The sequence below is a fragment of the Kluyvera sp. CRP genome, assembly GCF_019930565.1.
In the GTDB taxonomy this organism is placed as follows: Bacteria; Pseudomonadota; Gammaproteobacteria; order Enterobacterales; family Enterobacteriaceae; genus Kluyvera; species Kluyvera georgiana_A.
Window position 1 is genome coordinate 3,435,676 of record NZ_CP082841.1, and the last position, 24,098, is coordinate 3,459,773.

The following is a 24,098-nucleotide window of genomic DNA, read 5'->3' on the forward strand; positions in this document are numbered from 1 at the left end:
CATGATGACGCGTAATACTGACGCAACTGACGATGTCCAGACCTGGGCCGGTGGCCCGCTGAACTATAAAGAAGGGTTCTTCACCCAGCTGGAAACCGATGAGTTGGCGAAAGGCATCAACGAAGAGGTGGTGCGGGCGATTTCTGCCAGGCGCAACGAACCGGAATGGATGCTGGAATTTCGCCTGAAGGCTTACCGCGCCTGGCTTTTGATGGAAGAACCGCACTGGCTAAAAGCGAAATACGATTCGCTGAATTACCAGGATTACAGCTATTACTCTGCGCCGTCCTGCGGGAACTGCGACGATAGCTGCGCCTCTGAACCCGGCGCGCAGCAGCAGACCGGGACCAGCAGCTTTTTAACCGATGAGGTGGAGGCCGCGTTTAACCAACTGGGCGTGCCGGTGCGTGAGGGGAAAGAGGTCGCGGTTGACGCGATTTTTGATTCTGTCTCGGTCGCGACGACCTACCGGGAAAAGCTCTCGGAGCAGGGCATTATCTTTTGCTCGTTCGGTGAAGCGATTCACGAACATCCCGAGCTGGTCAAACGTTATCTCGGCACGGTGGTGCCGGAAAATGACAACTTCTTCGCCGCGCTGAACGCCGCGGTGGCGTCGGACGGTACCTTTATTTATATCCCCAAAGGCGTGCGCTGCCCGATGGAACTGTCGACCTATTTCCGCATCAACGCGGAGAAAACCGGCCAGTTTGAACGCACCATTCTGATTGCCGATGAAGGCAGCTATGTCAGCTACATTGAAGGCTGCTCGGCCCCGGTACGCGACAGCTATCAGCTGCACGCGGCGGTGGTGGAGGTGATCATTCATAAAGACGCGGAAGTGAAATATTCCACCGTGCAGAACTGGTTCCCCGGCGATAACAATAGCGGCGGGATCCTGAACTTCGTGACCAAGCGCGCGCTGTGCGAAGGCGAAAACAGCAAGATGTCCTGGACACAGTCGGAAACGGGCTCGGCGATCACCTGGAAATACCCCAGCTGCATTCTGCGCGGCGATAACTCGGTCGGCGAGTTCTTCTCGGTGGCGCTGACCAGCGGCCATCAGCAGGCCGATACCGGCACCAAGATGATTCACATTGGCAAAAATACCAAATCGACCATTATTTCGAAGGGGATCTCCGCCGGGCACAGCCAGAACAGCTATCGCGGTCTGGTCAAAATCATGCCGACGGCGACCAACGCCCGTAACTACACCCAGTGCGATTCGATGCTGATTGGCCCTGACTGTGGCGCGCATACTTTCCCCTACGTGGAGTGCCGTAATAACAGCGCGCAGCTGGAGCACGAGGCCACCACGTCACGTATTGGCGAAGATCAGCTGTTTTACTGTTTGCAGCGCGGGATTAGCGAAGATGATGCTATCTCAATGATCGTCAATGGATTTTGTAAGGATGTTTTCTCGGAACTGCCGCTGGAGTTCGCCGTGGAAGCGCAAAAACTGCTGGCTATCAGCCTTGAACACAGCGTCGGTTAAGGATTAAGGGAAACGATATGTTGAATATCAATGAATTACAGGTCTCCGTTGATGAAAAAGAGATCCTGCGTGGCGTGAGCCTGAACGTGCGCCCGGGCGAGGTGCACGCCATTATGGGGCCGAATGGCTCCGGGAAAAGTACGCTCTCCGCGACGCTGGCGGGCCGAGAAGACTACAGCGTAACGGGAGGATCTGTGACCTTTAAGGGGCACGATCTGCTGGCGCTCTCGCCAGAAGAACGCGCTGGCGAAGGCATTTTTATGGCCTTCCAGTATCCGGTTGAGATCCCCGGCGTGAGCAACCAGTTCTTCCTGCAAACCGCACTCAACGCAGTACGTGCTCATCGTGGCCAGGAGCCGCTGGATCGCTTCGACTTTCAGGATCTGATGGAAGAGAAGATCAACTTACTGAAGATGCCAGCGGATTTGCTGACCCGCTCGGTCAACGTGGGTTTCTCCGGTGGTGAGAAAAAGCGCAATGACATCCTGCAAATGGCAGTGCTGGAGCCAGAGCTGTGTATTCTGGATGAAACGGATTCCGGGTTGGATATCGACGCGCTGAAAATCGTCGCCGAAGGGGTTAACGCGCTGCGCGACGGCAAGCGCGCCTTTATTATCGTCACCCATTATCAGCGCATTCTGGACTACATCAAACCTGATGTCGTCCACGTGCTGTACCAGGGGCGTATCGTAAAATCCGGTGATTTCCGGCTCGTGAAACAACTGGAGGAGCAGGGCTATGGCTGGCTTAGCGAGCAACAATAGCGCATTGCAACAGTGGCATGCGCTGGTTCAGGCGCGCGGTGGTCAGGCATCACCTCAGGCGTTAGAGCATCTCCAGCAGCTGCATCAGCTTGGTTTACCGACGCGTAAAGATGAAGACTGGAAGTACACCGCGCTGGATAAACTGCTGGCTAGCACTTTCGTCGCCCCGGCGCTGCCCGCATTGACGGATGAGCAGCGCGACAGCCACGCGGTTGCGCTGGATGCGTATCGGCTGGTGTTTGTGGACGGTCAGTTCGATCCCCGTCTTAGCGACGACGTCAGCAACAGCGGATTCGACGTCACGGTGAATAATCAACGTCAGTCGCTGCCGGAGGCGGTGCATCCTGAAGCCTTCCTGCATCTCACCGAAAGCCTGTCCACCAGCGTCACGCATATTCAGGTGCGCCGTAACCAGTGCCCCGACAAGCCGCTGCTGCTGTTGCACATTACGCGCGGTCTGGAAACGGACGAGATGAATACGGCGCACTATCGTCACCATCTCAAGCTGGCGGAAGGGGCACAGGCGACGGTGATTGAACAGTACGTCAGCCTGAACACGGTGCGTCATTTTACCGGCGCAAGGCTTACCATGGATATCGCCGATAACGCCCGGTTACAGCATCTGAAGCTGGGGTTCGAAAACGACCAGAGCTACCATTTTTCCCATAACGATCTGCGGCTAGGACGCGATTCCGCCGTTTTCAGCCACAGTTTTCTGCTGGGCGCGGCGGTGACGCGCCACCACAGTAGTGCGCAATTGAATGGTGAAAACAGCACGTTACGGTTGAACAGTCTGGCGATGCCGGTCAATTCGGAAGTCTGCGACAGTCGTACCTGGCTTGAACATAACCAGGGCTACTGTAATAGCCGCCAGCTGCATAAAACTATCGTCAACGATAAGGGACGCGCGGTGTTTAACGGCGTGATTACCGTGGCGCCGCACGCCATTAAAACCGACGGTCAGATGACCAACAATAATCTGCTGCTGGGGCGTCTGGCGGAGGTCGACACCAAGCCGCAGCTGGAGATTTACGCCGATGACGTAAAATGCAGCCACGGTGCCACCGTCGGGCGCATCGATGACGAGCAGCTCTTTTATCTACGCTCGCGCGGGATTGCGCTGGAGGAGGCGAGAAACATCATCCTCTACGCGTTTGCCGCCGGGCTGACCGATGCCATTGCCCTTGATGCGCTGAAACAGCATGTGTTGGCGCGCATTGGGCTACGTCTGGCAGGAGGTAAACAATGACCTTTTCCGTACAACAGGTTCGCGCAGATTTTCCGGTGCTCTCGCGTGAAGTCAACGGTCAGCCGTTGGCCTACCTCGATTCCGCCGCCAGCGCGCAGAAACCCGAGCAGGTTATCCATGCCGAGGCGGCGTTTTATCGCAACGGCTATGCTGCGGTGCACCGTGGCATCCACACGTTAAGCGCCGAAGCCACGCAGCGCATGGAAGAGGTGCGCCAGAAGGTGGCGCATTTTCTTCACGCCGCAAGCGCGGAGGAGATCGTTTTTGTGCGCGGCACCACCGAGGCGATTAACCTGGTTGCCAACAGTTGGGGGAGCAGCAACGTCCAGGCGGGTGACAACATTGTGATTACCACGATGGAGCACCACGCGAATATCGTGCCCTGGCAGATGCTCTGCGCGCGCACGGGCGCACAGCTACGGGTGATTCCACTCAATGCGGACGGAACGTTACAAATGGCGGCTGCGGTAGGGCTGTTTGATGCCCGCACGCGCTTGCTGGCGGTCACGCAGGTATCCAATGTTCTGGGCACCGAGAACCCGTTGGCGGAGCTGATTACGCTGGCACACAGTCATGGCGCGAAGGTCCTGGTCGATGGTGCCCAGGCGGTGATGCATCACCCGGTTGACGTCCAGGCGTTGGACTGCGACTTCTACGCTTTTTCGGGCCATAAGCTCTACGGCCCGACGGGGATTGGCGCGCTGTACGTCAAGGCCGATATCCTGCAGGCGATGCCGCCGTGGGAGGGGGGCGGTTCGATGATCGCGACTGTTAGCCTCAGTGAAGGCACCACCTGGGCAAAAGCACCGTGGCGATTTGAAGCCGGTACGCCGAATACAGGCGGCATTATCGGCCTGGGCGCGGCGCTGGATTACGTCACGGCACTGGGGCTGACACAAATCGGCGAATATGAACAGACGCTGATGCGCTACGCGCTGGATGCGCTGGCGGACGTGCCGGACCTGCATCTCTATGGCCCTGCGGAGCGGCTGGGGGTGATTGCATTTAATCTCGGCAAGCATCATGCCTATGACGTGGGTAGCTTCCTTGATAATTACGGTATCGCCGTACGGACGGGTCATCACTGTGCGATGCCGTTGATGGAATTTTATCAGGTGCCCGCGATGTGCCGGGCGTCGCTGGCGATGTATAACACCGTTGAGGAGGTCGACCGCCTGGTGGCGGGCCTGCAACGCATTCGCCGTTTATTAGGATAACAGGGAGTCATCATGGCGGCTTTACCTGACAAAGACAAACTGTTGCGCAATTTCAACCGTTGCGCCAACTGGGAAGAGAAGTACCTCTATATCATCGAACTGGGCCAGCGGCTGCCCCCCCTCAGCCCCGAGCAGCATAGCCCGGAGCATATCATTCAGGGATGCCAGAGCCAGGTGTGGATCGTAATGGGGCGCGATGCGCAAGGGCACATCACGCTACAGGGGGATAGCGATGCGGCGATTGTTAAGGGGTTGATTGCCGTCGTCTTTATCCTTTACGATGGGATGACCGCCGCGGATGTACAGGCCTTTGATGTGCGCCCCTGGTTTGAACAAATGGCGCTGGCGCAGCATCTTACACCATCGCGTTCTCAGGGGCTGGAGGCGATGATTCGTGCGATCCGCACGCAGGCGGCGAGTTTTAGCTAATATCAAATAGACAGCTTTCATTCTGTTACGAAAGGTGGGCGAGCAGCTCACCACGCTGGTGGTTCAGCTTTCTGGCATGTTGTCAGTGAATATGAATAAGGAATCCAGATATGAAGCGCGCGTCCCTCTTAACACTCAGCATTTTAGGTGCCCTCAGCGCGATTTCCAGCGCCTGGGCAGTCGACTACCCATTACCCCCAGCCAATAGCCGTTTAATCGGCCACAATCAAACCTACACCGTTCAGGAGGGGGATAAGAACCTACAGGCGATCGCCCGCCGCTTTGATACGGCGGCGATGCTCATTCTTGAAGCCAACAATACGATCGCGCCGGTTCCTCGTCCCGGTACCGTGGTGACCATTCCATCGCAGATGCTGCTGCCGGACGTACCGCGCGAAGGGATTGTGGTTAACCTTGCCGAACTGCGCCTGTACTACTTCCCGCCGGGCGAACAGCAGGTACAGGTCTATCCGATTGGTATTGGCCTGCAGGGGCTGGAAACCCCGGAAATGACGACTCGGGTAGGACAGAAGATCCCAAACCCAACCTGGACGCCGACGGCGGGTATCCGCAAGCGTTCTCTGGAGCGTGGCGTTACATTGCCGCCGGTCGTGCCTGCCGGGCCCAATAACCCGCTGGGGCTTTATGCGCTGCGTCTGGCATACGGTAATGGCGAATATCTCATCCATGGCACCAACGCGCCGGATAGCGTCGGCCTGCGCGTGAGCTCGGGCTGCATTCGCATGAATGCGCCGGACATCAAGGCGCTGTTCGCGCAGGTGCGCAGCGGCACGCCGGTGCGGGTGATTAATGAGCCAGTGAAGTATGCGGTAGAGCCGAATGGCACACGTTATCTGGAAGTGCACCGCCCGTTGTCGCAGAACGAAGCGCAGGATACGCAAACCATGAAGATGACCTTGTCGTCGGGCTTCAAGCAGTTTGCTGAACAGGCGAGTGAAGGGCAGGTGAAAAGCGCGCTGTCGCGTCGTGCCGGGTATCCGGTGATTGTCTCTGAGGGGAAAGGCGCGGCATCGGTGCTGTCGGCGCAGAATAGTACAGTGGCCTCAGAAACCGTGACGCAGTAGGAAAGGGTAAATCGCAGGCAAAAAAATGGCGCACAATGTGCGCCATTTTTATTACCAGAACTCTTACTTACGGTAAGAGTGAGCCTGGTTGTCCAGACGCTGGTTAGCACGAGCTGCGTCGTCTTTAGCAGCCTGAACGTCGGAACGCATTGCGTTCACGTCGTTGCTCAGCTGGTCAACTTTAGCGTTCAGAGTCTGAACGTCAGAAGACAGCTGATCGATTTTAGCATTGCTGGAGCAACCTGCCAGCAGAGTAGAACCCAGGATTACCGCGCCCAGTACCAGTTTAGTACGATTCATTATAAATACCCTCTAGATTGAGTTAATCTCCATGTAGCGTTACAAGTATTACACAAACTTTTTTATATTGAGAATATTTTTTTATGCGATTTCCCTTATTTTTGATCGTTCGCTCAAAGAAGCATCGACTTTACGGTTTTACGGGGAAAAAGTGTGTGAAAACAGAGGACTTCCATCGGATTCATCTTAGATAATCGAAGTTTAAATAGTGACAGCCTATTGGATTATTTATTGAGCTTCGTTATCAGAATGTATAAAAAAAGCGCCCGAGGGGCGCTTTTTTAGGCAAACTATAATAAGTATGTGAATTATTACAGTACGTGCACGGATGCGGTGTTGGTGGTGCCGCTCGGAACCAGCGCGCCGGAAACCATCACAACTACGTCGCCTTTCTGTGCCAGGCCGCTTTCGACAGCGACTTCTTTACCCAGACGGTAGAAATCATCGGTAGAGTTGATTTCTTTGACAACCTGAGCGACAACGCCTTTGCTCAGCACCAGCTGACGCGCGGTGGTTTCGTTGGTGGTCAGCGCCAGGATGGTGGCATCCGGGAAGTATTTACGGATAGCGCGTGCAGATTTACCGCCCTGGGTAGCAACCACGATCAGCGGCGCGTCCAGTTTTTCTGCAGTTTCAACCGCGCCACGGCAAACGGCTTCGGTGATGCGCAGTTTACGGCTGTCGTTGTTGAACTCCAGACGGCTGGTCATCACGCGGTCGGTACGTTCGCAGATGGTTGCCATGATGGTGACCGCTTCCAGCGGGTATTTACCTTTCGCGGATTCGCCGGACAGCATCACTGCGTCGGTACCGTCGAGGATGGCGTTAGCCACGTCGCCAGCTTCAGCGCGGGTCGGACGCGGGTTCTTGATCATGGAATCCAGCATCTGGGTCGCAGTGATAACCACTTTACGCGCGCGGATACATTTTTCGATGATCATCTTCTGCGCGAAGATAACTTCTTCAACCGGGATCTCAACGCCCATGTCGCCACGAGCAACCATGATGCCGTCAGAAGCTTCGAGGATTTCGTCGAAGTTGTTCAGGCCTTCCTGGTTTTCGATTTTGGAGATGATCTGGATGTTTTCGCCGCCGTGCGCCTTCAGGTGCTCGCGGATTTCAACGACGTCAGAACGTTTACGGATAAAGGAAGCCGCAACGAAGTCAACGCCCTGCTCGCAACCGAAGATCAGGTCTTGCTTGTCTTTCTCAGCCAGTGCCGGCAGAGCGATAGAAACGCCCGGCAGGTTAACGCCTTTGTTTTCACCCAGGTCGCCGTTGTTCAGCACTTTACAGATAACTTTGTTACCTTCGATAGCGGTCACTTCCATACCGATCAGACCATCGTCAACCAGTACGGTGTTACCAACGGACAGATCTTTGGTGAAACCTTCGTAGGTGACAGCAACGATTTCGCTGTTACCGACAACAGATTTGTCAGTGGTGAAGGTGAAGGTCTGGCCAGCTTTCAGGGAAACGTCGTTACCGCCTTCCAGCTTGATAGTACGGATTTCCGGGCCTTTGGTATCCAGCAGGATAGCGGCTTTCTTACCGGTTTTGCTCATCACGTTGCGCAGGTTCTGGATGCGCTGACCGTGTTCAGCATAGTCGCCGTGGGAGAAGTTCAGACGCATAACGTTCATGCCCGCGTCGAGCATTTTGCCTAACATCTCTTCGGATTCGGTTTTCGGCCCGATGGTGCAAACAATTTTGGTCTTTTTCATGACAGTCTTAGTCTTTAAGTTGAGATTGAGAAGGATTAGGATTTTGAATTCTCGCTCCATGCGCGCACAGCCACGGAGTCAAACCTGTATTACGAAAGTTGCTATGCCACGCCATAAGAATAGGTGACATAAAAAAAGCGTGCAGAGGAAAGTGTGCTAGAGGTTCAGCATAGTCAAAAAGGCGATGTTTTAATCGTTTATTGATGTAGTCCAATGAGCTGAAACCATTCAAGAAAGAAACGCGGCGGATTATACGATGTTATGGCGAAAAAAGAAAATAAAAACACTGTTTCAAAAACAAAACTAGCTAATTAACAAAACAAAAACGATTTTTTTGTGAAAATGTAACACTGGCGATGCGCAACACGCGGTTTGCTCGCGCATTCTGCCAGGCGCGAATTTGCTTTCTGGGCGAAACGAACCAATAATAAATTGATTATTAATGGAAATTAGCGAGCGTAAACGATGGGAAATCAGGCGAAAGACGACGTTTTATACCAGGAAATGTGTCGCGTAGTGGGCAAAGTGGTGCTGGAAATGCGCGATTTAGGGCAGGAACCTAAGCATATTGTGATTGCCGGGGTGTTGCGCACGGCGCTGGCGAATAATAAGGTCCAGCGCGCTGAGCTGACGCGTGAAGCGATGCAAAAAGTGGTCACGGCGCTTTCAGGGCAGCCGTAACTCGCTGATTAGGCGATAACGAAGCGCAGAATCGATTTCACCGCCAGATCGCTGTGATGGCGAATGAGCGCTTCATCATCAATATCCGGAAGCGGACCTTCAAGATAGAGGCTATTAAAGCTGTAGAAGTTCGACACCTGATAGAAGCTGAAGCTGCTGATGAGCCGATGAACGTCGCGGGCCTCGAGCGCGGGCTGAAAAATCCCGAGTTCTTGTCCGCGGTGCAGAATTTGCTCCAGCAGGGAGAGAGCACTTTTGTTCAGGCGCTTTAAATCGCCGGAAGCCAGCAGCCATTTTCCGCGCTGCATATTCTCCATACAGATAATCCGCATAAAGTCCGCATGTTCGACATGATAGCGAACGCTCCATTTCACCAATTGTACCAGCGCCTCGACCGGCGGCAGGTTCTCCAGCCCGAGCTGTTGTTCCGTTTCGCGAATGCGCGAATAAACATATTGCAGAACCGCCTGGTACAGCAGCTCTTTGGTTTTGAAGTAGTAAACCACCATCCGTTTAGTGGTCTGCGCCTCGGAGGCAATTTGCTCCATGCGTGCGCCAGCTAGCCCATGTTCGGCGAACACCGCAATGGCGGCGGTAAAAATCCGTGTTTTTAGCGACTGTGCATCATCTTGAGCAATGGCTGACATAACAACTCCTGTTCATTTTTTACCGTGCACAAAAAATACACACAATGATCACAATTTAGCAACCAATTCTGGCGTCACTGAACCAAATGATTCATATTCGATGCAACTGTTACAGCGTGAGCCAGGTGAAACTATGTTGCGTTCTATTGCTACCGTATCCATTTCCGGAACCCTGCCTGAAAAACTGAGCGCGATTGCAGCGGCGGGTTATCAGGGCGTTGAAATCTTCGAAAACGATTTGCTCTATTATACCGGTACGCCAGCGGATGTCCGTAACATGGCCGACGATCTGGGGCTCAAAATCACGCTGTTTCAACCGTTTCGCGATTTTGAGGGCGGCACACGCGCCCAGTTCGCGGCCAACCTGGCGCGAGCGAAGCGCAAGTTTGCGCTGATGCATGAGCTGGGGTGCGACACGCTGCTGCTGTGCAGCAACGTGCAGGCTGACAGCTCCGCCGATTTCGAACAGCAGGTGGCTGACCTGCGGGCGCTGGCGACGCTCGCGGAGCAGGAAAATATCCGTATTGGATATGAAGCGCTGGCGTGGGGGGCCCACGTAAACCGCTGGTATCAGGCATGGGAGCGGGTAAAAGCGGTGGATAGCCCGGCGATGGGCATTGTGCTCGACAGCTTCCATATTCTGGCGCTCGGCGACGATCTTAGCTGCTTGCACGAAGTGCCAATGGACAAAATCACTTTCCTCCAGCTCGCCGACGCACCATTGATGAAAATGGACGTGCTAGAGTGGAGCCGCCATTTCCGCTGTTTCCCGGGGCAGGGTGAACTGCCGCTGGTGGAATTTACCCGTGAGTTGACCCGCTTAGGCTACCGTGGGCCATGGTCGCTGGAAATCTTTAACGATGGTTTCCGCGCCTCACCGAACGGCGCGACGGCGAAAGATGGTTACCGCTCGCTGCTGTGGCTGGAGGAGCAAACCCGCCGCGCGCAGGGAGAAAGCGACGCCGAACTCTTTCACACAGCCGATCTCCCAACCTTTAAAGACATCGAATTTATTGAGTTTGCCGCCAGCCCCGCTGAGGCGAAAAAGCTGGGCGTCATGCTCAATGGCATGGGTTTTCAATTGGCAGGGATGCACCGTTCCAAACAGGTCGCGCTGTGGAGCAACGGCGGTGCGCGGGTGATTATTAACTATCAACCGTACAGTTGGGCCGATCACTTCTATCAACGCCACGGCGTTTCTCTGTGCGCGATGGCTCTGCGCGTCAGCGCCAGCGCGCCGATCGTCGCCCGCGCCAGAGCTTACGGCTATGCGACCTGGCAGGGAGAGGTCGGGCCGAATGAGAGTACCATCCCGGCGGTGTGCGCGCCGGACGGCAGTCTGGTTTATCTGGTGGATGATGAGAAAGATATCTACGCGCAGGATTTCAATCTTACCGCTGCGGCGACCGACGGACAGCTTTTAGGTATCGACCATTTGGCGCTCGGTATGGAGGCTGACAGCCGCGATAACTGGGTGATGTTCTTCCGTGCGGTGCTGGGGTTCACGCTGGAACATGAGCAGACCATGCCCGATCCTTACGGCCTGGTGCGCAGCCTGGCGGTGCAAAGCCCGCAGGGTAACGTGCGCCTGGCGCTGAATATTTCACAAAGCCGCGCGACGCAGATTGCCCGCTCGGTGGCGTGTTATCAGGGGGCCGGTTTACAGCATGCGGCGTTCGCCAGCGACGCTCTGCCCACTTTCCTGGAGAATCAGCCGCTGGCGGCCTCGCTGTCGCTGCCGGTACCGGCCAACTATTACGAGGATTTACAGGCGCGCTTCGGCGACGCGGCCCAGGTGGAAACCTTGCAGCGTCAGCAGATTCTCTACGATCGCGACGGTGCCGGCGGCGAGTTTTTACATCGCTACACCTGGCCGTTCAGCGAAGGACGCTTCTTCTTTGAATTAACCGAAAGACGCCACGGCTACGCGCAATATGGCGCGGTCAATGCCGCTGTGCGACTGGCGGCTATGCAGTACCGTTAGCGGAAAGATGTACCACCCGGTACGCTAACGGCGAAGGACAGACCATAACTATAAACTTTCATCTGCACTCGACAACGACAGGTAAACACTATGAACTCACTCGGCCAAAATCGCGTGGCTACCGCTGAGGCGGTTAACGCGGTACCCCGCTCCCGGCGGCGCATTGGTATTCTGGCGCTGCTGGCAGTGGGGACCATGATTAACTATCTCGACCGCACCGTGCTGGGCATCGCTGCGCCGCAGCTCACTCAGGAGCTGGGTATCAGCGCGGCGGTGATGGGGATTGTCTTTTCCGCCTTTGCCTGGACCTATGCGCTGGCGCAAATTCCGGGCGGTATGTTCCTCGACCGGTTTGGTAATAAGGTGACCTATTTCCTGGCCCTTAGCTTCTGGTCGCTGTTCACGCTGTTCCACGGTTTCGCCGTGGGGCTGAAAACGCTGCTGCTGTGCCGTTTTGGCCTTGGCGTCAGCGAAGCGCCGTGCTTTCCGGTCAATAGCCGGGTGGTCAGCGCGTGGTTTCCGCAACACGAGCGCGCAAAAGCGACCGCCGTTTATACCGTTGGTGAATATCTCGGACTGGCCTGCTTCGCGCCGCTGCTGTTCTGGATCATGGATGGTTTTGGCTGGCGCACGCTGTTTATTACCGTTGGCGTGGTCGGGCTGCTGTTTGCGCTGGTCTGGTGGCGTCACTATCGCGAACCGCATGAGGACCGCCGTCTGAGTCAGCAGGAGCGCGAGTACATCACCGCGGGCGGCGGCATGACCACCGGCGCCGAGCAGCGTAAAGCCTTTAGCTGGCCGCTGGTCCGCCAGCTGTTGCGCAAACGGCAGATTATTGGTGCCAGTATTGGTCAGTTTGCGGGCAATACCGTGCTGGTGTTTTTCCTGACCTGGTTCCCGACCTATCTGGCTACCGAACGTCATATGCCATGGCTGAAGGTTGGCTTCTTTGCCATTCTGCCATTCCTGGCGGCGGCGGGCGGCGTGATGTTCGGCGGTTGGGTGTCTGACAAATTGCTGAAAGCGACCGGCAGCGCCAATCTGGGCCGTAAGCTGCCGATTATCGCCGGCCTGCTGATGGCGAGCAGCATTATCAGCGCCAACTGGCTTTCGAGCGACACGGCGGTGATCCTGGTCATGTCGTTTGCCTTCTTCGGGCAGGGGATGGTCGGCCTTGGCTGGACCTTAATTTCCGACATGGCGCCAAAAGGATTGGGCGGCTTGACCGGCGGGTTGTTTAACTTCTGCGCCAATCTGGCGGGTATTCTCACGCCGCTGGTGATCGGTTTTATCGTTGCCGCCTTTGGCAATTTCTTCTACGCCCTGGTTTACATCGGCGGCGCGGCGCTGCTCGGCGTGGTGGCGTATGTGTTTATTCTCGGTGACGTGAAGCGCATCGAACTGGATCTGCCTGTGCAGGAGGGGACACATGCAAATTAGTGGGCATACGCGGTTAATTGCTCATTTGGGTTATCCAACTGAAAGTTTTAAAGCGCCGATGATCTACAACCCCTGGTTTGCCGACCAGGGCGTGGATGTCAAAGTGGTGCCGATGGGGGTGAAGCCGGAAGACTATGCGGCGCTGATCCCCACGCTGTTTTCACTCACCAACATCGCGGGGGCGCTGGTGACCATGCCGCATAAAATCGCCACCTGCGAACTGGTCGACCGGATGAGCCCCACCGCGCAGATTGCCGGAGCCTGCAACGCGATTCGCCGGGAAGCCGACGGTTCGCTGACCGGCGATATGTTTGATGGCGACGGCTTTGTGCGCGGTATTCAGCGCAAGGGGTTTCGCACTACTGGCGCGCGAGCGCTGGTGGTGGGCAGCGGCGGCGTGGGGTCAGCGATTGCCGCCTCGCTCGCATCGGCAGGCGTTAGCGCATTGACGTTGGTGGATGCCCGAGAAAGCGCGGCGCAGGCGCTGGCCGATCGTTTGCTCGCGCACTATCCGCAACTGAAGCTGACGGTGATGGCGAGCGATCCGGCGGGGCATTCGCTGGTGGTCAACGCAACGCCGCTTGGTATGTCGCCCGGCGATCCGCTCCCGCTGAATGTCGAACGTCTTGATGCAGGGACATTTGTCGGCGAGGTGGTGATGAAGCAGGAATACACACCGTTGCTACAGGCGGCGATGGCCCGCGGCTGCCCGGTGCAGCGAGGTACCGATATGCTGTTTGAAATGATCCCGGCCTACCTGGACTTCTTCCATCTGCCGGTGGCGACGCCGGAGCAACTGCAGGCGCTGGCTGAAATTCGCTACTAAAGTGCTGGTCAATAGCGTAATAGCCCGGATAATATAACGCTTATGTTCGGGCTATGACCTTGCGCTTATGCACTCCACATTGACACTGATGGCGGCGGGAAGCCTTCGCCGCGCATTGATTCCCCTCCAGGCGGCGTTTACCGTGCAGACCGGTATTCCGGTTTCGCTGGTTTTTGGCCCGGCGGGGCTTCTGCGTGAACGGATCGAGAATGGCGAGCGGTGCTCGCTGTTTGCCTCGGCGAACCGTCAGCATCCGCAAACGCTTTGTGCTGCGGGGCGCGCCCGCGGTCTCCATCTGTTCGCCCGTAACACGCTGATGTTGACTGTTCGAAATACGCCGCAGACGACGGGGAAAACGTGGCTGGAGCTGCTGGCGGATACAACGCTGCGGCTGGGAACCTCCACACCGCAGTGCGATCCTTCCGGCGACTATACGTGGCAGCTGTTTGAGCGTATTGAACAGAGCCATCCTGGATTGGGCCACGCGCTAAAACAGCGCGCGATACCGCTGGTTGGCGGCCGCGATTCGCTCAGGCTACCGAACGGCGTCATCGCCAGTCGGTGGTTAATTGATGAAGGGCACGCCGATCTGTTTATCGGCTATGCGCACTATGCGGCGGCACTGGCGAATCAGGCAGAAATACGTTGTGTGACGATTCCTGCGCCGTGGAACATCTGCTGTGAATACTACCTGACACTGCTGGATGAAAGTGACGCCGCGCACTCGTTCTGCCGGTTTATCCTCGGTGAAGAGGGGCACCGCTGTTTACGCGACGCCGGGTTTATGTCGCCGGGCGACGAATGCTAAAGAGCGGCGTCACCACCGGAGACGGATAACCCTCAAGCTGGAGCCGACGAACCTGCACGCCGTAAGCATGCTGGAGATTCGCTTCCTGCACCACCTCCGGCGTTGGCCCGGCCAACCACTGGTTGCCCGGCATCAGCAGCAACGTGTGGCTGGCGACCTGTAGCGCATGCGTGGGATCGTGCGTGGTAAACATCACCGTGCGCGACTGGTTGTGTGACAGATCGCTAATCAGCTGTAATACCGTTTGCTGATTGCCCAGGTCCAGTGCTGAACAGGGTTCATCCAACAGGATATTCTGACTGGCGCCGACCAGCGCGCGGGCGATCATCACCAGTTGCTGCTGGCCGCCAGAGAGGGTGCTGAATAGCGTCTCGGCCAGGTCAGCGATATTTAGCTGTGCCAGCGCATCAAGCACCTGACGTTCATCTTCTTTCTGCGGCTGAGCGAAAAGGGCGATATGTCGCGCACGCCCCATCAGCACCACCTCTTTTACCCGCCAGGCGAAGGCCGGACGGAATGACTGCGGCACGATCCCCACTCCGCCGGAGGCCTTCACGCTGCCAGCAAGCGCCGGTAAAACGCCGGTAATGGTATCGAGTAAGGTACTTTTACCGCGACCGTTGGCGCCAAGGACTGCCCATATCTCACCGGGCTGGCAATGCAGGTTCAGCGGCGTAAACAGCGCAGACTGATGACCATATTCCAGCTGCGATAGCGTTAGCGTCGGCGTCATTTCAGCATCCCTTTACGGCTGGCCCGTACCAGCATCACGGCAAATAAGGGGGCGCCGACCAGCGCGGTAATGATCCCTATGGGAATCTCGGCGGCGGTCAGCGTGCGGGCGAGGTCATCGACCACAATCATAAAACAGGCCCCCATCCAGAAGGCACAGGGGAGCAAACGACGATTATCGGCACCGCAGAGCATCCGCGCCAGATGCGGGATCACCAGCCCCACCCAGGCAATACTGCCGCTGACCGCCACCTGCGCGGCAACCAGCAGTGCGCAGCAGAGCAGTACGCCGCGGCGCAGCGCGGTGACGCTGACGCCCAGCGCGCGGGCATCTTTGTCGTCCAGCGACAGCAGGTTGATGCGCCAACGCAGCCGGTACAGCACCAGTGCGGCGGCGATCACTGGAAGGGTCAACAACAGGACTTTGTGCCAGTTGGCGGTCGCGAAACTGCCCAACAGCCAAAAGACAATGTTGGGGAGGACTTCTTCAGTATCTGACAGGTACTGCATCAGGCTGACCAGCGCGGCAAAGAAACCGCTGAGCACGATCCCCGCGAGAATCAGTACCAGCGTGTTCTCTCGACCCTGAAGTGCTGCCAGCAGATACACCAGCATCAGCGCCAGTAGACCAAAGAAGAAAGTGGTTGCCATCATCAGCGGCATACTCAGCCCGAGCAGAATTGCCAACGTCCCACCAAACGCGGAGCCGGAGGTGACGCCGATAATGTGCGGATCCACCAGCGGGTTCTGGAATACGCCCTGTAAGGTGGCACCGCACAGGCCAAGCGCGCCGCCGGCCAGCAGGGCGAGCAAAATACGCGGTAGGCGAATGTCCCAGACAATCTGATGGGCGATCGCTAACGTATTATGCGGCTGAGCAAACTGAGCCAGCACCTGGCCTATTGACAGCTTGTATTGACCCAGACAGAGAGAAGACACCGCCACAGCCAGAGTGAGCAGCATCAGGCCACCCTGTATCGTTTTGGCGTGACTACTGATGCGCATTTGGCTGCCAGTCGGTACGATAAAAGCGTTGGTAGTAATCCTGGGCCTGCGCGTCGACATCAATATCTTTATAGCGTTCCGGGTAGAGCTTTTTCGCCATCCACAGTTCGCCTATGGCTAATGCTTCCGGCATGGGGTAGCCCCAAGCTTTCGCGTATTCCGGCATCAGCCACACGCGATGATTTTTCACCGCGTCAATGCCTTGCCACTGCGGGTCGTTGACGATCTGTTTGACCACCTCGGGATAACGGTCCTGCACGAAAATCACCTGTGGATTCCACTGTAATACCTGTTCCAGCGAAACCTGACGCGCGCCTTTTACCGTGGCGGCGGCGACGTTCATCGCTCCGGCATGTTGCATCATCAGGCCGGTGTATTTACCGGAACCGTAGGTGTTCAGGTCCGGATTGGCCATATAAACACGCACTTTTTCCGCCGCCGGAATATCCGCGACCGGCGCGTTAAATCGGTCGCGTGCGGCAAAGGTGTAGTCTATCAATGCATCCGCCTGGGCGGTGCGGTTGACCACTTCGCCAATCAGCCGAATACCTTGCTTGAGCCCGTCGTTGTAAGCCTGTTCCTCATTGGCCATCGAGGGATTCATTTTGTTTTTCTCACCCGCCGCGTCCTGGCGCAGAGAAATGGCTACTACCGGGATCCCGGCGTTCGTTATCTGCTGAATCATCGCCGCTGGCGCGTAGTTGGCGATAAACACCACCTGCGGATGCAGCGCCAGCAGGCTTTCCATATTCACCTGGGTCAGATCGCCGGGCATCGGCAGTTTGACAATGCCGGGCATAAAGCGCGCGAACTCTGGGCCGAGCTGTTTTTTCCAACTGCTTAATACGCCGACGATATCGTCGGCGGCGTTGAGCTGCACGAGCAGGTTGAGCGTCTGGTGCTGGAGCACCACAACACGATTCACGGTATCAGGCAGGGTGACTGTGCGACCAAGTTGATCGGTGACGGTGCGCTCGGCCAGCGCAGGCGTTGCGGCTGTCAGACTGGCACAGGCCAGCGTCAAGCTCAGGAGTAAACGTTGTAATGTAGACATGCATTGCTCATCAAGGAGGGAAATAATCGATGTATATTTGATTATATAACGAAGAAAAATGCAAATCCTGTGGGCGGATTACCCCGAATGGCTTATGAGAAAATACCCAGCGACGAAAAGAGCCGCAGGGGATTACCGCATTCCTATAGCGGTGCGTAGAACCCTGGCAATGAAGATTCTGTATAAATCTACAGCTCGAGGTTTTTTTTTAGAATTTAGCCCGACAGTCTTCATTTTTCCCTCTTATTTATCTGCTTAACTGAAAACTCTTTTCGCGTCAGAGTGACACTATGCGGCGTCGTCAATTTCTTCTCGGTTTGAGTGCCACGCTGTTGGCGGCGAGGGCGGGGCTGTCTTTATCCACGCCTTCAGACGTCTCGACAGAGATGCTGCCACTATGGCCGGGAATTCCGCCCGGCGGCGGCGGTCCAACGGGGTCAGTGCAACTGAGTGTGCATGGGGCGCAGCGTCATATTGCCGTTCCCTTCCTCACGATTCTGACGCCGTTCAGGGCGAATGGGCGCGGCGTGCTGGTCGCACCGGGCGGTGGTTATACCCGCGTTGAGATGGCGAAGGAGGGCTGGCCCGCCGCGCGCTGGTTGGTAGCCCGAGGTTATACCGCTTATATACTCAGCTACCGCCTGCCGGGAGAAGGCTGGCACGACGGCTCTCGCGTTGCTTTACAGGATGCCCAGCGGGCGTTGCGCATCATCCGTCAGCGGGAGAAGCGGGTGAGCGTGCTGGGATTTTCCGCCGGAGGGCATCTGTTGGGAATGGCGGCAACGCGCGCTGAAGAGCGCAGCTATACGCCGCTTGATGCGCTGGACAGCCTACCGGCGCGAGCTGATGGCGCGGCGCTGATTTATCCCATCGTGACGCTGGAGAAACCTTACAGCCACACTTCAACGCATCGGGTATTGGTGGGGAAGAATGCGACGCAGGCGCAGGATGCCGCCTGGTCAGTACAACATTACGTGACGCCAACGACTCCGTCGATGTTTCTGGTTCAGGCGGAAGATGATTCGGTGTCCGATCCGCACAACACCTTAATTTTACAGACGGCCTGCCTCCGTGCAGGCGTATCGGTAGAAATGCATCGTTATCCTTCCGGGGGACATGGTTTTGGGATGGGCAGGGCTGGAACCCAAACTCTCGCGTGGCCTGAGCAGTATGAAAAATGGCTGCGGGAACGATAAACACCGCAGCCAAATTTGGGGGCCTACTGTATCAGCGCGTCCGGCGCGATATTCATATTCTTCAATACCGGCCCCATGATGTTGCCGAAAATCGGCGCCGCGACGGAACCGCCGAAGTGAGTACCGGCAGTGGGGTTGTTAACGACCACGACCAGTGCGACTTCCGGGTGACTAACCGGCGCGACGCCTGCTGTGTAGTTCACATAGCCGCCGTCATACTTGCCGCTATCGCCCAGTTTTTCAGCGGTCCCTGTTTTGGTCGCCAACCGATACCCCGGCACCGCCGCCCGCACGCCGCTGCCGCCGGGAAGCACGTCGCTTTCCATCATATGTACCACGGTTTTAACGATCGACGGATCGGCCACCTGCTGGCCCATTACCGGCGGGGTCACTTTGGTGATCGACAGGGGGCGATAGACCCCAAACGAACCCAGGGTGGCGTATTCGCGGGCTATCTGCAGCGGCGTGACGCGCAATCCGTAGCCGAAGGAGAAGGTCGCGCGTTCAATATCGGCCCACTGCCGACGGTGCAGCGGAAAATAGCCTACGCTTTCCCCGCTAAGCCCCAGGCCAGTGGGTTTGCCGAGACCGAACGCCTGATAGGTATCAACCAGCGCCTGTGCCGGCATCGCCAGCGCAATATGAGAAACGCCGATATCGCTCGATTTTTGCAGAATACCGGTTGGCGTAAGCTGTGGCCAATGACCCACGTCGCGAATCAGATGGCCATTGACGCGATAAGGGGTGGTATCCAGTAACGTATTTGGCTGAATAATGTTTCTCTCCAGCCCCTCGATAATCACCAACGGCTTGACCGTGGAACCGGGTTCGAAACTGTCGTTAATCGCCACATCACGCATTTGCGTTTGTGTGGCGTTATCGAAATTGTTGGGGTTGTACGAGGGGTAAGAAGCCATAGCCAGGATCTCACCGGTATCAATTTTGACCAGCACCGCCGCGCCTGAGTCCGCTTTATTCAGCAGCACGCCGTCGCGCAGTTTGCTGTACAGCGTATATTGGTCAAATTTATCAATGCTGAGTTGAACGGTTGGCGGCTGTTTTGGCGCGTCATAATCGAGGACGTTAATAATACCGCCATTAGCGTCTTTACGATAAATTTCCTTGCCCGGTTCGCCCTGTAAAATAGAATCGTAGCCACGTTCTACGCCGTTCAGGCCATTATTATCGGCCCCCACAATGCCGATTAAAGGCGCTGCCGCTTCCCCCATTGGGTAGAAACGACTGTCGTCATACACCTCGCTGATACCTTTTATATGCAGATCGGCGATATCTTTCGCAATCCCAAGCTCAACTTTGCGTCCCAGGAATAGAAAATGACGGTGCGCATTCTGATAAATTTTGTTCGCAATTTGATCGGGGGTGGTATTCAACGCGGAAGCGAGATATTGCCATTTTGCATCGCGGAAATTCGGACTGGCCTCAACAATTTTGACCGGATCGACCACAACGTCACGTGACGGGACGCTCATGGCGAGCGCCTCGCCATCGCGGTCGACCAGCGTGCCGCGGTTTGTCGGCAACACGACGGTGCGCAGTGAACGCTGATCGGCCTCTTTTGCCAGCATAGGGTGATTTAAAAATTGCAGGTCGGCGACTCTAACCAATAAAACCCCCAGGCAGCCAAGGATGCCCAGACAAATTATTGTGTAACGAGACGTAATAAATGAGTCTTTATTTTGTTTTTCTGTTGATTTTCTTTTCATTTGTAACATAAAACCACATGAATTTTTATTTTTTATAATAAATTGCCCACCGGCCGAGATTTATCGATGGCCGCATTAATGCAATATAAATACCCATTTACAGGCGACTTCGCGAAACAGTTTACAGCTAATGCTATTGATAACAAGCCATTAAGTTAACATATTATTTCATTATCACGGGCTTATTCGTGCGCGGTATGCTCAGCAAATCAGGGGGTAAATCGTGAAGAATAGCGACAAGCATGAGCCGGTAACGAGATAATTTACCGCAGAAATCATATGGATATTTATGTTATGAAAAGGCGTTAATCAGAATAATCTGTAGGCCTCCGTTTTTATCATTTTTATAACATCATGCTGTTCTGGCCTGAGACATTTTAACCATAAGGGATTTTATGGCCTCTTATTCATTGTGGTGATGAATACATGGCCGCATAATAGCGGCCAACCTCCGCAGGTGCGGGGTTAAGCGCCAGCTTTTTCTGGTGATGAAGGATACACAATGCAAAGGCGTAACTTCCTGAAAGGTGCTGCAGCCCTCTCAACGCTGGGTCTGGTGAGCCCGGTTTTTGCTAAAACAGAAACGCAGGCTCAGCCTGCTGTCTCATCTTCCGGCAAATACCGCCGCTTCATTATGACCCAAACCTATAGCCTGAAGGCACCGGAAGGCTCTTCCGGGAAGGTGAATTTGTGGATCCCCATCCCGGAAGAGACCGCCTTCCAGCAACTGATCAATCTCTCCTTCAGCGGCAACTATCAAAGTGCCACGCTGAATGCCAATAATCGCTATGGCGCGAAAGTACTGTACGTGACGTGGCCGGCCTCAAACGGACCGCTGAATATTAACGTGGAGATGGAAATTGAAACCCGCGACTGGGAAGTGTTGAAAGACAATCGTCTCACTGACTGGCAGTTGCCGGAGGAAGGGGCGGTGATCCCCGATGAGATTAAACCTTTCCTGCAGGCGACGGCGCATATTCCGGTGGATGGGCTGGTGAAAGAGACCGCGCTGAAAATTATCGGCAACGAAAAAGCGCCGCTGAAACAGGCGCGTCTGATTCATGACTGGGTCAGCACCCATATGCATCGTGATGACGCGGTCATAGGTTGCGGAACCGGCGATGTCGGGGAGATCCTGAAAACCGGCAAGCTCGGTGGCAAATGCACCGACATTAACTCGGTGTTTGTCGCACTGTGCCGTGCGGTCGGCATTCCGGCACGTGAAATGTTTGGCATCCGTTTAGGCGCGAGCCGCAAGCTTAATCAATACTCCACGAAAGCATTTGGCAGCGCCGACGATAAAGGCGTGGCCAAAATCAGCGGCGGTCAACACTGTCGCGCGATGTTCTGGTTAGCCGGTTTCGGCTGGATGCCAGCAGACCCGGCAGACGTGACCAAAATGCGTCTGACAGAGAAAAAAGAGAATGGCGACCCGGCGGTCACCGCGGTGAACGATTATCTGTTTGGTAACTGGGAAATGAACTGGGTGGGATTCAACCACGCGCGTGATTTCGCACTGTCGCCAGCCGCGGAGCAAGGTGACGTGAATAACCTGGGCTATCCGTATGCAGAAGTCGACGGCGATCCGCTGAATTTCTACGACCCAGCTGCGTTTAGCTACGACTATGTCAGCGTCGAACAGCATTAAGGGCGGCGTGTTAACGTTGCTCGCGGCGATCGTAGCCGCGGGCGCGTCAACGCTGTGCTGCATTGGGCCGCTACTGTATCTGGTGTTTGGGGTTTCCGCTGCCGGGCTGGTGGGTATTCCGGGGGCGTCCTGGCTGCAAATCCCGATGATTATTGTCGCCGTTGGTCTGATGGCGCGCGGATTCTGGCGTCTGCATCTGTCGTCGAAACCGGTATGCGTTAACGTCGTAAGCCGTCGGGTGCTGGTGTGGTTGTATTGGCTGGCGGTGCCGTTAGTGCTGGCCTTGATTACCTATCCTTATGTATTACCCTGGATCTGGGAGTGGATGGAATGAAAAAAGCCGTGTGTCTGGCGTTACTGATGTTTACGCCACTGGGCTGGGCGGCCGATAAATTGGTCACCATTGATGTCGGCGAAATGAACTGCCCGCTGTGCGTGATTTCCATTAACCAGGCGCTGCGCAGCACCGATGGCGTCATTAAGGCGAAAGCTTCGCTGAAAACGCGTCAGGCGGAAGTGGTGGTGCCGGAGAATTTTGATAATCAGCGGTTATTAGCGGCGATTGCTAAAACCGGATTTAAAGGGGAAATCCACGGCGAAAGCGTGGTGCAGTAAATAAAGAAAACCCGCCATGACGGCGGGTTTTTTAATCGTATTAGAACTGGTAAACAATACCGACTGCGGTAATGTTGTCAGTTGAAATACCGTTCTGCTGGTAGAAGTTATCATTTCCATCAAGCAGGTTGATCTTGTAGTCAACATAGGTAGACATATTTTTGTTGAAATAATATGTCGCACCGATGTCCATGTATTTAACCAGATCTTTATCTCCTACAGCACTTCCGTCAGCATTGTAAAGATCTTTGCCTTTGGACTGGAGATAAGAGATTGCTGGGCGCAGACCGAAATCGAATTGGTATTGCGCAGTAACTTCAAAGTTCTGAGTTTTGTTTGCAATGCCACCGCCATTATTACTATCAACACTACCATAAGGCGTCATGTTGCGAGTTTCGGAGTACATAGTTGCCAGGTAGATGTTGTTAGCATCATACTTCAGACCAGCAGTCCATGCATCGGCTTTATCGCCACCTGCGTAGTTTGCAGTACCGTGCTCCTGGTCGTTAGTACGATCGGAAGTCGCATAAGCCGCAGCAGCGCTGAAGCCCATCCCCAGATCGTAAGAAGTTGATACACCAAAACCGTCGCCATTATCATAACGAGTATCTTTCTCATCAGTACCGCGGTTGTTAGTGCCTTGGTTAATATCATTATTGCTACGGCCTTCGTTTTTACCCTGATACTGCAGAGCAAAATTCAGACCATCAACCAGACCGAAGAAATCAGTGTTACGGTAAGTAGCAACACCGTTAGCACGACTAGTCATGTAGTTATCAGTCTGAGTGTAGGAGTCGCCACCGAACTCTGGCAGCATATCTGTCCAGCCTTCAACGTCGTACAGCACGCCGTAGTTACGACCGTAGTCGAATGAACCGTAATCGCCGAATTTCAGACCTGCAAATGCCAGACGGGTCCAGTTGTTCGCGCCATCACCTTCAGTAGAGTTTGCCTGAACGTTATATTCCCACTGGCCGTAACCAGTCAGCATATCATTAATCTGAGTTTCGCCTTTGATACCCATACGGACATAAGTCTGATCACCGTCTTTAGAGGAATCGCTGGAGAAGTAGTGCAGACCATCTACTTTACCGTAGAGATCTAATTTGTTGCCGTCTTTATTATAAACTTCTGCGGCATGAGCTGCGCCTGCGGCTAACAGGGCAGGAATAACGAGGGCCAGTACTTTTCTGTTCATTGAATATATTCCTTTAGTATTTTTTATACGCGCACTTTCTGACTAAGAAAGCACAGTCATGCTAATAGAGACGAATCTGATATGGTAAATAACATTTGTTACAGCATGAGTAAAATCTAAAGGATATAATTCTGCTGAAATGATGATAATTATCGTGAATGATTTGTCCGGATATATATAAAATAAAAATTATACAAATAAAAGTCGCTGACGTAAGCTACAGCCGTTATATGCCTTTTTGTCACACAACGTATTTATGTTGCCGTGTGTCTTTAATATT

At 55.1% G+C, this 24,098-nt stretch carries 23 protein-coding genes; 15 read left to right on the forward strand and 8 right to left on the reverse strand.

Going from position 1 to position 24,098, the window contains the following annotated elements:
* Positions 1–4 precede the first annotated feature (4 nt).
* The 6 genes from sufB to K7B04_RS16275 all read left to right on the forward strand — a co-directional run bounded on the left by sufB (position 5) and on the right by K7B04_RS16275 (position 6,236).
* Positions 5–1,492, forward strand: coding sequence for a Fe-S cluster assembly protein SufB (gene sufB, locus K7B04_RS16250; RefSeq protein ID WP_223804180.1), 1,488 nt, complete (start codon positions 5–7; stop codon positions 1,490–1,492).
* Positions 1,493–1,509: 17 nt separating this feature from the next.
* The gene (sufC, locus tag K7B04_RS16255; RefSeq protein ID WP_223802503.1) at positions 1,510–2,256 is read left to right on the forward strand and encodes a Fe-S cluster assembly ATPase SufC; all 747 of its coding nucleotides are present in this window, start codon (positions 1,510–1,512) and stop codon (positions 2,254–2,256) included.
* On the forward strand, positions 2,231–3,505 hold the full coding sequence (sufD, locus tag K7B04_RS16260) for a Fe-S cluster assembly protein SufD (protein ID WP_223802504.1): 1,275 nt from the start codon (positions 2,231–2,233) through the stop codon (positions 3,503–3,505). Before sufC ends, sufD begins: the two co-directional genes overlap by 26 nt.
* Entirely contained in the window at positions 3,502–4,722 is a 1,221-nt protein-coding gene (gene sufS / locus K7B04_RS16265) for a cysteine desulfurase SufS (protein WP_223802505.1), read from the forward strand. The genes sufD and sufS overlap by 4 nt, the downstream gene beginning before the upstream one ends.
* 12 nt (positions 4,723–4,734) lie before the next feature.
* The gene (sufE, locus tag K7B04_RS16270) at positions 4,735–5,151 is read left to right on the forward strand and encodes a cysteine desulfuration protein SufE (RefSeq protein WP_163447405.1); all 417 of its coding nucleotides are present in this window, start codon (positions 4,735–4,737) and stop codon (positions 5,149–5,151) included.
* 110 nt (positions 5,152–5,261) lie between these two features.
* A complete protein-coding gene (locus K7B04_RS16275; protein WP_163447406.1) occupies positions 5,262–6,236 on the forward strand; it encodes a L,D-transpeptidase family protein in 975 nt (324 codons plus the stop codon).
* A 63-nt stretch (positions 6,237–6,299) separates the two neighbouring features.
* Here the strand turns inward: K7B04_RS16275 and K7B04_RS16280 are convergent, their stop codons facing one another.
* Entirely contained in the window at positions 6,300–6,536 is a 237-nt protein-coding gene (locus K7B04_RS16280; protein WP_002908860.1) for a major outer membrane lipoprotein, read from the reverse strand.
* A gap of 311 nt (positions 6,537–6,847) precedes the next feature.
* Positions 6,848–8,260, reverse strand: a complete 1,413-nt coding sequence (gene pykF, locus K7B04_RS16285) for a pyruvate kinase PykF (protein WP_163447407.1) — start codon at positions 8,258–8,260, stop codon at positions 6,848–6,850.
* A 465-nt stretch (positions 8,261–8,725) separates the two neighbouring features.
* Here pykF and fumD point away from each other — a divergent pair, with 465 nt between their 5' ends.
* Positions 8,726–8,941 carry a fumarate hydratase FumD gene (gene fumD / locus K7B04_RS16290; protein WP_163447408.1) on the forward strand — a complete coding sequence of 72 codons (216 nt, stop codon included), beginning with the start codon at positions 8,726–8,728 and terminating at the stop codon, positions 8,939–8,941.
* Between the two features lie 8 nt (positions 8,942–8,949).
* Here the strand turns inward: fumD and K7B04_RS16295 are convergent, their stop codons facing one another.
* The gene (locus K7B04_RS16295) at positions 8,950–9,588 is read right to left on the reverse strand and encodes a TetR family transcriptional regulator (protein ID WP_223802506.1); all 639 of its coding nucleotides are present in this window, start codon (positions 9,586–9,588) and stop codon (positions 8,950–8,952) included.
* Positions 9,589–9,721: 133 nt separating this feature from the next.
* Here K7B04_RS16295 and K7B04_RS16300 point away from each other — a divergent pair, with 133 nt between their 5' ends.
* The 4 genes from K7B04_RS16300 (at position 9,722) to K7B04_RS16315 (ending at position 14,646) form a co-directional block, all read left to right on the forward strand.
* On the forward strand, positions 9,722–11,572 hold the full coding sequence (locus K7B04_RS16300; RefSeq protein WP_223802507.1) for a sugar phosphate isomerase/epimerase and 4-hydroxyphenylpyruvate domain-containing protein: 1,851 nt from the start codon (positions 9,722–9,724) through the stop codon (positions 11,570–11,572).
* A 90-nt stretch (positions 11,573–11,662) separates the two neighbouring features.
* Positions 11,663–13,012 (forward strand): MFS transporter, encoded by a 1,350-nt coding sequence (locus tag K7B04_RS16305; RefSeq protein ID WP_223802508.1) that lies wholly within the window; start codon positions 11,663–11,665, stop codon positions 13,010–13,012.
* Positions 13,002–13,838, forward strand: a complete 837-nt coding sequence (locus K7B04_RS16310) for a ThiF family adenylyltransferase (protein ID WP_223802509.1) — start codon at positions 13,002–13,004, stop codon at positions 13,836–13,838. The genes K7B04_RS16305 and K7B04_RS16310 overlap by 11 nt, the downstream gene beginning before the upstream one ends.
* Before the next feature lie 67 nt (positions 13,839–13,905).
* Positions 13,906–14,646, forward strand: a complete 741-nt coding sequence (locus K7B04_RS16315) for a substrate-binding domain-containing protein (RefSeq protein ID WP_223802510.1) — start codon at positions 13,906–13,908, stop codon at positions 14,644–14,646.
* Here the strand turns inward: K7B04_RS16315 and K7B04_RS16320 are convergent.
* From K7B04_RS16320 to K7B04_RS16330, 3 genes are read right to left on the reverse strand one after another with little or no spacing between them, the layout of a single operon-like run.
* The gene (locus tag K7B04_RS16320) at positions 14,621–15,379 is read right to left on the reverse strand and encodes an ABC transporter ATP-binding protein (protein WP_223802511.1); all 759 of its coding nucleotides are present in this window, start codon (positions 15,377–15,379) and stop codon (positions 14,621–14,623) included. The two genes, K7B04_RS16315 and K7B04_RS16320, sit on opposite strands and share 26 nt — an antisense overlap.
* Positions 15,376–16,383 carry an iron ABC transporter permease gene (locus K7B04_RS16325; RefSeq protein WP_223802512.1) on the reverse strand — a complete coding sequence of 336 codons (1,008 nt, stop codon included), beginning with the start codon at positions 16,381–16,383 and terminating at the stop codon, positions 15,376–15,378. The genes K7B04_RS16320 and K7B04_RS16325 overlap by 4 nt, the downstream gene beginning before the upstream one ends.
* Positions 16,370–17,437 (reverse strand): ABC transporter substrate-binding protein, encoded by a 1,068-nt coding sequence (locus tag K7B04_RS16330; RefSeq protein WP_223802513.1) that lies wholly within the window; start codon positions 17,435–17,437, stop codon positions 16,370–16,372. Before K7B04_RS16330 ends, K7B04_RS16325 begins: the two co-directional genes overlap by 14 nt.
* A gap of 290 nt (positions 17,438–17,727) precedes the next feature.
* On the opposite strand from K7B04_RS16330, the gene K7B04_RS16335 reads away from it, so the two are divergent.
* Entirely contained in the window at positions 17,728–18,633 is a 906-nt protein-coding gene (locus K7B04_RS16335) for an alpha/beta hydrolase (RefSeq protein ID WP_223802514.1), read from the forward strand.
* A gap of 23 nt (positions 18,634–18,656) precedes the next feature.
* On the opposite strand, the gene K7B04_RS16340 is transcribed toward K7B04_RS16335, so the two are convergent.
* Positions 18,657–20,366, reverse strand: coding sequence for a penicillin-binding transpeptidase domain-containing protein (locus K7B04_RS16340; RefSeq protein WP_167575997.1), 1,710 nt, complete (start codon positions 20,364–20,366; stop codon positions 18,657–18,659).
* A 493-nt stretch (positions 20,367–20,859) separates the two neighbouring features.
* On the opposite strand from K7B04_RS16340, the gene K7B04_RS16345 reads away from it, so the two are divergent.
* Genes K7B04_RS16345 through K7B04_RS16355 form a run of 3 tightly spaced genes read left to right on the forward strand, consistent with a single transcriptional unit; the run spans position 20,860 to position 22,620 of the window.
* Entirely contained in the window at positions 20,860–22,005 is a 1,146-nt protein-coding gene (locus K7B04_RS16345) for a transglutaminase family protein (RefSeq protein ID WP_223802515.1), read from the forward strand.
* Positions 21,983–22,339 (forward strand): hypothetical protein, encoded by a 357-nt coding sequence (locus K7B04_RS16350; protein WP_157093548.1) that lies wholly within the window; start codon positions 21,983–21,985, stop codon positions 22,337–22,339. The genes K7B04_RS16345 and K7B04_RS16350 overlap by 23 nt, the downstream gene beginning before the upstream one ends.
* Positions 22,336–22,620: a heavy metal-associated domain-containing protein gene (locus K7B04_RS16355; RefSeq protein WP_064545815.1), complete on the forward strand. Its 285-nt coding sequence runs from the start codon at positions 22,336–22,338 to the stop codon at positions 22,618–22,620. The genes K7B04_RS16350 and K7B04_RS16355 overlap by 4 nt, the downstream gene beginning before the upstream one ends.
* Before the next feature lie 40 nt (positions 22,621–22,660).
* Here the strand turns inward: K7B04_RS16355 and ompC are convergent, their stop codons facing one another.
* On the reverse strand, positions 22,661–23,818 hold the full coding sequence (gene ompC / locus K7B04_RS16360) for a porin OmpC (protein WP_065358171.1): 1,158 nt from the start codon (positions 23,816–23,818) through the stop codon (positions 22,661–22,663).
* Positions 23,819–24,098: the final 280 nt, after the last annotated feature.